Origin of the sequence: Roseateles albus (genome assembly GCF_028595345.1) — a bacterium.
Lineage (GTDB): Bacteria > Pseudomonadota > Gammaproteobacteria > Burkholderiales > Burkholderiaceae_C > Paucibacter_A > Paucibacter_A albus.
This window is the reverse complement of the sequence record NZ_JAQQXT010000009.1, coordinates 234312-242469: the sequence shown is the minus strand read 5'-3', so window position 1 is coordinate 242469 and position 8158 is coordinate 234312. Positions and strand designations below refer to the sequence as shown.

6 protein-coding genes are annotated in these 8158 nt (G+C 60.4%); all 6 read right to left on the bottom strand.

The features are described 5' to 3' along the window. Positions 1 to 701: 701 nt before the first annotated feature. Complete coding sequence (locus PRZ03_RS15860) at positions 702 to 1454, bottom strand: SAM-dependent methyltransferase (protein ID WP_273601243.1); 753 nt, start codon at positions 1452 to 1454, stop codon at positions 702 to 704. Positions 1455 to 1486: 32 nt separating this feature from the next. Then, positions 1487 to 2425 (bottom strand): alpha/beta fold hydrolase, encoded by a 939-nt coding sequence (locus PRZ03_RS15855; protein ID WP_273601242.1) that lies wholly within the window; start codon positions 2423 to 2425, stop codon positions 1487 to 1489. 68 nt (positions 2426 to 2493) lie between these two features. Beyond that, on the bottom strand, positions 2494 to 3060 hold the full coding sequence (locus PRZ03_RS15850; protein WP_273601241.1) for a TetR/AcrR family transcriptional regulator: 567 nt from the start codon (positions 3058 to 3060) through the stop codon (positions 2494 to 2496). Positions 3061 to 3851: 791 nt separating this feature from the next. Beyond that, positions 3852 to 4367: a hemerythrin domain-containing protein gene (locus tag PRZ03_RS15845; protein ID WP_273601240.1), complete on the bottom strand. Its 516-nt coding sequence runs from the start codon at positions 4365 to 4367 to the stop codon at positions 3852 to 3854. Between the two features lie 151 nt (positions 4368 to 4518). Beyond that, positions 4519 to 5469 (bottom strand): hypothetical protein, encoded by a 951-nt coding sequence (locus PRZ03_RS15840; protein ID WP_273601239.1) that lies wholly within the window; start codon positions 5467 to 5469, stop codon positions 4519 to 4521. A 259-nt stretch (positions 5470 to 5728) separates the two neighbouring features. Beyond that, positions 5729 to 8158, bottom strand: coding sequence for a catalase (locus PRZ03_RS15835; protein ID WP_273601238.1), 2430 nt, complete (start codon positions 8156 to 8158; stop codon positions 5729 to 5731).

Sequence of the window (8158 nt, the reverse complement as noted above, 5' to 3'; positions counted from 1 at the left end):
TGCTGGGCGGCCTGATGGCACACCAGAAGGCTTGGCGACATCAATTCGCACCATAACGGCAAGCCTCACCAGGAACTGCTTCAGTTGCTTGCTTCGGCAAAACGAATTTTGCAGGTCCGACTAACTATGTCGCCCCAGGAACGGTTGGGCCATCCAGATTTCCCCTTGGCAAGGCAAGCTTCGCATGGCTGAGGCGCTTGGCGCGTCGCCAGCATCAAAACTTGACGCTCATTCAGGCTGAATCTTGCTGGGAGTGGCCAGTGACAGCTCACCCATTCTCAGTGCCGCCAATGGCCAACGCTTTGGCCGACTCACTCACTCGGCCGACAGCTACCAAGAAATGTGCTGATTGAGCAGGTCATCCGGGGCGGTTTCGAATGCCCGGTATGGGCACCGTGCCGGCGCCCACTCTGCGCATCCGAATGACTAAAACTTGGCCGGGACCGTGAGGCCGCATCGTCGCCAGTAAGCCGCCGTTGACCAAAACGGTCGGCGAACCAAACGTCAGCTTTGCGGCGCGTGTTCGAACTGCTGCCCTAGAACAGGCCCGGACATTTCGAGGGCCCTGACTGCTTGGCAAGTCGGTGCCCAAAGCAGACGCACCGAATGGGCATATTGCGTGCAATGCTACTGGGGGCAGGCCTCACAATAATCACTCATTGTTGGCGCCGGTCCGGAACTGAAGGCCGTTCCGAGTAGGCTCAAACGCCCGGTTCGCCATCGCTGCGGGTGGCTACACAAGCCAAGAATCCCAAGCAATGCCTTCCGTGCGCTTCGTATAGCCGAAACCACTCCGTTGACATTTCGACAATCTCAGCGGCTTGATCAGGTGCGATTGTTTTTGCAAACTCCAATCTTCCGTGCAGAACGCCGGCTTCATATTGGGCCCATGAATCAGCCGACGCAATCATGATTGTTTCAACCTTCAATCCGGCCTCGGCAAATACATGTTCAGCTTCTTTGGCGGTCCAGTAGTCACCTTCTGAGGTCGCTAGATATTGAAGATATTCAGATGGAGGTTTTGCCGACCAACTCAACTCCGCAAACACCAGTGTGCCGTTCGGTGCAAGTAGGCCACGAAGCGCTTGAAGCGCCTGGCGCGGAGTACCAAAAGCCTGCGACGCCCCTATACAAACGAGGAGATCAACGGGCTCGCCATTGAAGTCAGCCGCTGGCTTTTGGCAAAACTCGACGGTTCCAATCAGCTGGGCTTTCGACGCCGCCGCCATTGCCCGTTCGAGCGCATAGGGATTGGTGTCCAGAGCCACTACGTGAACATCTTGGCGTTTGGCCAGCTCAATCGAAAACCCTCCAGCACCACATCCGATTTCCAGCGCCGTGCGCGGCTGTCGGGCCAGCGCCGCCTCCAACAAATCGCTCATCTGAGCGACTGACAAGGGATTGGCATGCGGAAGATTCTTATGCGCTTCTGAGGATAGTTGCTGGCGTGACATATCTTTTGGGTGATGATCGTGGACTTCGACGCCTAACGAGGCTGGCCAAGGAACTCACCGATGGCTTGGTTGCTCCATGCCACGTTGAGGGTCAGCATGTTGTGTCCCATGGCCTTGGCCTCCAGATGCAAGGTCTGCGCTGGCAAGCGAGGCATGTGGAATTGCTCTTGGTAGGAATAGCCAATGAAGCTGCATTCGCTGCTGATCATCAAGAGCCTTCCCTGATATGCACTCAGATTCAGCGTCAGGTCTCGGGTGAACCGTGCGGGATCGTCGAATACTGGCTTGAGCATTTGGCTGAAGGCGGCATACCCGGCACGCCTGAAAGAATCTGCGGGCATGGACTGGCCTTTGCATTGGTACGGTCCGCCGGGCTTGGACCGATTCATCAGCCGGGTCATGACATAGTCAAAGCGCTCATGCCCGTCCTCACTGCGGACAAGAACCGATTGCAGGATGTAGCCCAGCATGGGCACGGCATCTAGCCAGCTTTGGGTGGCCTTCAGGCGGGTGACAAACTCCTTAGCAGTCTGTGGCGTAAGCATGCCGGGCTCAACCATCACCGCATGGCTGACACGCCCCGGGTTCTGCCCCAAGTAGCCGCTGACCAACATGGCTCCCCAGGAGTGACCGATCAGTTTGACGGGTTTCTCGTGTCCATAGTGGCTGACGATCTTGTGCAAGTCGGCTAGGCTGCTTTCCAGCGTTAGCTCTTCCTTATTGACGCGGGGCGACAGGCCTGTACCTCGCTGGTCATAGAGGATCACGAAGTGCGTGTCAGCCAAGTCTCTGAGCGGCATCAGGTATTGAAAGTCACCCCCCGGCCCGCCATGCACGACGATCAGTGGCGGAAGCGCGCTGTCACCAAAGGTCTGGACATGAAACTTGTAGCCATCCAGTTCCACGAAGCTCAGCGCAGCATCGTGCTCGATGGTGGCCGGGATTGAGTTGCATGCGGTCAGCGCCGTCACGGCTCCTAAAACTCCAACATTGCGCGCCGAGGACAAACGCCTGGCGATTCGAGTCCATCGAGCAGTATTCACGTCACAGCCCATCCGTCCAGCAATGCGTCGAGGTTGCGCCGCGTACCGTCAATGATCGCTGCCCCAAATTTCTGCAGATGGGTTTGTCGAAGCTGTGCGGCCCCGTGGACCAAGGCCCAAATTCCAAAGCTTAGGACCTCAGATTGCGGGTGGTCGGCTGGCAGGAATTCTCTGACCCGCGACAGCAAGATTGCATATGGCGAGTCAGGGTCCGGTGCCTGATCGAGACTGGACCGGTTGCTGGGTGTCTCCTGAAACATCAAGGCAAACAAGGCCGGTTGATCTTGCGCGAATTGAAGGTAGGCCATCGCGGTATTGAGCAAGCGGTTTCGAGCGTCCCCCCTGGATTTTCCACCAGCGTGTTCGGCAAGTGCTACGCCCAGACTTTTTGAGGCTTCGGCGCGCGCCGCTGCAAACAGGGCCTCCTTGCTCTCGAAGTGGACGTAGATGGACGGAGCCTTGATGCCGACCCGATCAGCCAGTTTGCGCAACGTAAACGCTTCGAGGCCGTCAGCCACGATCATCCGGGTGAATTCTTGAATCAGGGCATCAGCTGTGTTCATTAAAATCGCCTAACATTGTTAGGGTGAATCCTAATGCTGTTAGGAGTTAAACGCAAGCCCCATGTCAAAGCGGCGGGCCTCAGTGTTGACTTCAGTCCTGCACCGACGCATTGCGCAGAGCCCCCTGGGCTGTGCAGACAGCGCAGAGAGGTGGCGAAAACGCTGCGGCAGACACAGCGCATGAGTTGTCAGTTGGGACCGAGAACCCTCTTCGCCGGCAGCACAAGCATCGAGATGAGATGCACGAAAGCAGGCCTTCGCGGGCGGCAGGAATTGGCCGGTCGCGTGAACTCGTCGGGCAGGGTCGAATACCCGCAATAGGGCACCGAGTTGCTACGCGGGAAGTGACCTCGAAATGTCCGGGCCTGCTCCAAGCCGACAGTTCGAACGGGCGCCGCAAAGCTGACGTTCGGTTCGTCGACCGTTTTGGTCAACGTCGGCTTACGGGCGATGTTGCGGCCTCAAGCTTCAGGTCAGCTGCTGTCATTCGGATGCGCAGTGGGTGGCGCCAGCACGGTGCCCAAAGCGGAAATTCAAGCTTCGGGTTTATGGTCAGCAGCACAGAGCATTGCTGTCGATCAATCGCTCTCACTGAACTCACCGTCTCGGCCGCATAGCAGTCAGCCGAGGAAGTCGTCGTGGCAATTCGGTCGAAGCGGCGGTTTTTGATTGGGCGCCGCACGATGTCCCTTGCAACAAAAGGAAGTCGGTAAAGGCTGTGAGCCTAGTCGACGCCGAGAACCACATCACCCCAACACCTCGGCGCTGACCCTGGACAAGCTTAGTCCGATTTAGACGTTCTGCGCCAACAGGTCAACCTTGCGCGCCGCCATTCGTGCACCCAACTCGGCCATGTCGAGTGAGGAGGCCTTGGCCTTGGGAAACATCTCGTTCTGCTCTTCTTTGACGTGATGCTTCACGTACTCAGACAAGACCTTGACCTTGGCGTCGTAGATCTCACCATCGGGCTCGGCACCTCGGAGCTCCGCAATTAGGCCTTTCACACCGGCGTGTTCAATCGTCGCCTCGGGCACCAACAGTTTGTCCTTCAGTGCCGCCTTGAACTCGGGATAGAAGATCTCTTCCTCAATCTGAGCATGCACGCTGAGTGCTGTGCAAATTTCGGCCACCAATGCCTTCTTCGCTTTGACTGCACGGGTATTCTCATACTCGGCAAAGAGCTGGCTGACGGCTTCGTGGTCGGCCTTGAGCAGGGCAATGGCGTCAGGGTTGGCGGCTGAAGTCTTGCTGCCGGGTTTCGCGGAGCCTTTGGTGTCGGCCTTGATGTCAGTTTTGGTGTTGGTCATCGGAGTTCCTTGAACAGTGGGTGGGGAGAAAACAGCGGCACTCAGTGCACGAACAACGCGATCAAAATAATGATCGGAATGGGAATGCCTAGAAACAGCAGCAGAATTGAACGCATGGTGGGCTCCTTGAAAGTGAATGGGAGGGGGTGATTCAAGCGTCGCGCAGACGGCCACCATAGGTGGCGGCCAAGCTGGCAACAAAGGCGCCAATCAGTAAGGAAATGAACAGCCACAGCGCGCTATAGGCGGACGCCTTGCGCGCCTTGTCTGCCGCTTCACGTGCAGCGAGTTCGGCCTCGTGTGCCTTGGCCTGCGCTTTTGCGTAGACCGTAGCAACCCGCTTTTCCGCTTCTGGCTGCGACAAGCCTGTGCGCAGGGCCACGACTTGGCCAACGTAGCGCAGATCTTCTGGTGGCAGCGCCTCTGATCGACCGGCAGTGGCAAAGATCCGGCCGACTTCCATCGTCACCGCGCCGGAGGGAGTGAGGCTGGCATCCAGGGCCGCATCGCGGCGGAACAGCGAGTCGATGAAGTAGCCTGTAGTGCCGCCCTCGGTGCTGCCCTCAGTGCCGCTCTCAACGTTGCCGGCCACCATTTTTGTGGCTCCTGCCGCACCGCCGACCATGGCGGCACCCGCTTGCACGCCGCCGCCGACGATGGAGCCAATGACCGACGTCAAGAGCGCCGCCGTCGCCAGCGAGGCCACGGCCCAGGACAAAAAGCCATGCGCGGTGTCGCGGAAGTACACCTCATTGGTATGCACCTCGGTCCACTTGGTGCGCAGGCGGCCGGCCAGATAGCCGCCCATGGCAGAAGCCAGCAACTGCGTCAAGGTCAGCCACACAATGGTTGACACGCCGAAGGTCGCCGCGCTGACACCGCTGCGGGCCCAGGGCGACACTGACGAGAGCCCCAGCCCGACGCCCAAAATCAGCAGAATCAACGACAGCGATGCCGCTGCAGCCGCCCCTGCGACGATGGCCGCCCAGGAGACGGCGCTGCTGGCGGCCGCTTTTGGGGTATTCACCTGCTCGGCGATAGCGGGATTGAGACTGCCGCGCGAGCGGGCCATGTCATCAACTGTGGACGCGGAATAGGCCATGAGAACTCCTCTGAAATGTTGTTGCGTGGCTAAGAAAACTTGGGGCCTGGCGAGTTAAAGAGGGAGCCAATTTATGCGGCTGATGCACGGTGGTCTGTGCGTTAGCGTACGTTGAATGCGCTGATCAAAGCGCGTTGTGCTTTGTCTAGGAATCTTGGTTTCGCGCGGTACATAACTGCCAAATTAAATACCCAAAAGTCCCCCTCTGCATCTGCTGCCGAACGCAAGGTTGGGGCTGATGCCGGGGGCCTTTTGATGTTTAAGGCCGGGTCGGGCCGGTCTCGCGCTCGGGATGGCGATGCCGAGCGATGGCCGCGATGAAGGCGGTGCTGGCGCCCTCGCTCAAATCCTTCACCAACAGCAGTCCGGGATCGCCATCTCCATTCGCAAGGGCAAGCGGCACGCCCGCAAGGTCCAGCAACTTGCGGCCCAGGCCCAGCGCCAAGATGGTCTTGCCGTGGCGGTACTGATCCTTGATGAACTCGAAGGTATGGGCGTCGGCGGCCAGACCGGCGACAGCGCTAGCGCCATCCGGCAAGACCAGCGCGTCGAACAAAAAGCCAGGCTCGCTCTCCAGCGACGCTTGTGCCTCCAGGTCCAAGCCGTCTTCCGTGCTCACCGGCCCGATGCGCGGTGCCAGGAACTTCGGCGTCGCGCCAGCTGCCAGCAATGCGGCGTGCACCGCTGCGGCGCTTTGCCCGACGACGCCGTCGGCCAGCAGGATGGCGATCTTGCGGCCCTTGATCGAGCCGTCTCCGGGCCTGGCCATCAAGGACAGCGCCGGCGAATGGCTGATTTCGGGCTGTATGGCTTTGTCTATAGCCAGCGGCATCGCCTCGGGCAGCGGCCTCATATTGAGCCCCTCGGCAACTTCGGCGGCCAAGGTCTCGGACGCATTCCTGAGCATGGACACCACCCGCTGCCGGATCGCCGGCACCGTCACCTTGCTGAGTTCGAAGCGAAAGGCCGCCGCAATATGCGCTTGCTCGACCGGCGTCTGGCTGTCGAAGAACAAGCGGGCCTGGTTGTAATGCTCGGCAAACAGCTGCGGCTTGGCGCGCACCTTGCCCTGCTCATCGCGGGCCTGCAGCTTGACCGCGACCGAGTTGAAGCCCTGCACGGCCCCGGCCTGAAAGGGGCAGCCGCCGCCCAGCGAATTGGGCTCGTAAGACACCCGCCCGCGCGGGATCGCTTGGCGATGCATGCCGTCGCGCTGGTTGTTGTGCACCGGCACCAGCGGCGCATTGATCGGCAGTTCATGGAAGTTGGGCCCACCGAGCCGGCTGATCTGCGTGTCCACATAGGAGTGGATGCGCCCGGCCAGCAGTGGGTCGTTGGAGAAGTCCAGGCCGGGGATGATGTTGGCGGTGCAAAAAGCGACCTGCTCGGTCTCAGCAAAGAAGTTGTCCGGGTTGCGGTTCAGCACCATGCGGCCGATGGGGCGCACCGGCACCAGCTCCTCCGGCACCAGCTTGGTCGCGTCGAGGATGTCGAAGCTGAACTGCTCGGCCTGCGCCTCGGTGAAGGTCTGCACGCCCAACTCCCACTCGGGGTAGGCGCCGCTTTCGATGCGCTCCCACAAATCGCGACGGTGGTAGTCGGGGTCGGCGCCGGAGATCTTGACCGCTTCGTCCCAGACCAGCGAATGCGTGCCGTATTTGGGCGTCCAGTGGAACTTCACGAACACTGATTCGCCGGCGGCGTTGACCAGCCGGTAACTGTGCACCCCGAAGCCCTGCATGGTGGCGTAGCTGCGCGGCAGCGCCCGGTCGCTCATCACCCACATCAACATATGGGTGGACTCGGGCATCAGCGAGACGAAATCCCAAAAGGTGTCGTGGGCACTGGCCGCTTGCGGCATCTGGTTGTGCGGTTCGGGCTTGACCGCATGAACCAGGTCGGGGAACTTCATCGCGTCTTGGATGAAGAACACCGGCATATTGTTGCCAACCAGATCCCAGTTGCCCGCGTCGGTGTAGAACTTGACGGCGAAGCCGCGTACGTCGCGCGCAGTGTCTTTGGAACCGCGCTCGCCGGCCACGGTCGAGAAGCGAGTGAACACCGGCGTGATCTTGCCCGCCTCCTTGAACGGCGCCGCCTCGGTCAGCGCGGTCAGCGGCTCGTAGCATTCAAAAAAACCGTGCGCGGCCGAACCACGGGCGTGGACGATGCGCTCGGGAATGCGCTCGTGGTCGAAGTGAGTGATCTTCTCGCGCAGGATGAAGTCCTCCAGCAGCACCGAACCGCGCGTGCCCGATTTGAGCGAGTTCTGGTTGTCGGCCACGGCCACGCCTTGGTTGGTGGTCAAGGCCTGGCCTGAGGAGTCGACCCGCACGCGGTCGAGTGAGCCGGTCGCTGCGTTGCCGCCCTCAGGCGCTACGCTGCCTAGCTTGGCGCTGCTCATAGCTTCGCTCAGCGTGCTGGCACCAGCCAAGCGAGACGCCGGCTTTGCCGTCGCGCCGGCCGGCGGCATCAGGCCCAGATCAAAGCCATGTTCGGCGGCCTTGTTCGGGTTGAAGGGCATGGCGGCGACCAGGGCCTGCGTTTGCGCCAGTTGGTGGGCCATGGGGTCAGGCGGCAGAGCAGCCAGCGCGCGCTTCTTTTTAGGCTCCGGAAAGGTGGCGGGCGCCGCCGAGGAGGTCAGGGTGGGGGCTGAAGTTGCAGCAGCGGATTTTGGAGTCTTGGGCAT

What these genes read in the sequence shown, in the direction of transcription:
- PRZ03_RS15850 (WP_273601241.1), bottom strand. Translation starts at nt 3,060, where the DNA reads ATGAACACAGCTGATGCCCTGATTCAAGAATTCACCCGGATGATCGTG.
- PRZ03_RS15845 (WP_273601240.1), bottom strand. Translation starts at nt 4,367, where the DNA reads ATGACCAACACCAAAACTGACATCAAGGCCGACACCAAAGGCTCCGCG.
- PRZ03_RS15835 (WP_273601238.1), bottom strand. Translation starts at nt 8,158, where the DNA reads ATGCCCAAGACTCCAAAATCCGCTGCTGCAACTTCAGCCCCCACCCTG.
- PRZ03_RS15860 (WP_273601243.1), bottom strand. Translation starts at nt 1,454, where the DNA reads ATGTCACGCCAGCAACTATCCTCAGAAGCGCATAAGAATCTTCCGCAT.
- PRZ03_RS15840 (WP_273601239.1), bottom strand. Translation starts at nt 5,469, where the DNA reads ATGGCCTATTCCGCGTCCACAGTTGATGACATGGCCCGCTCGCGCGGC.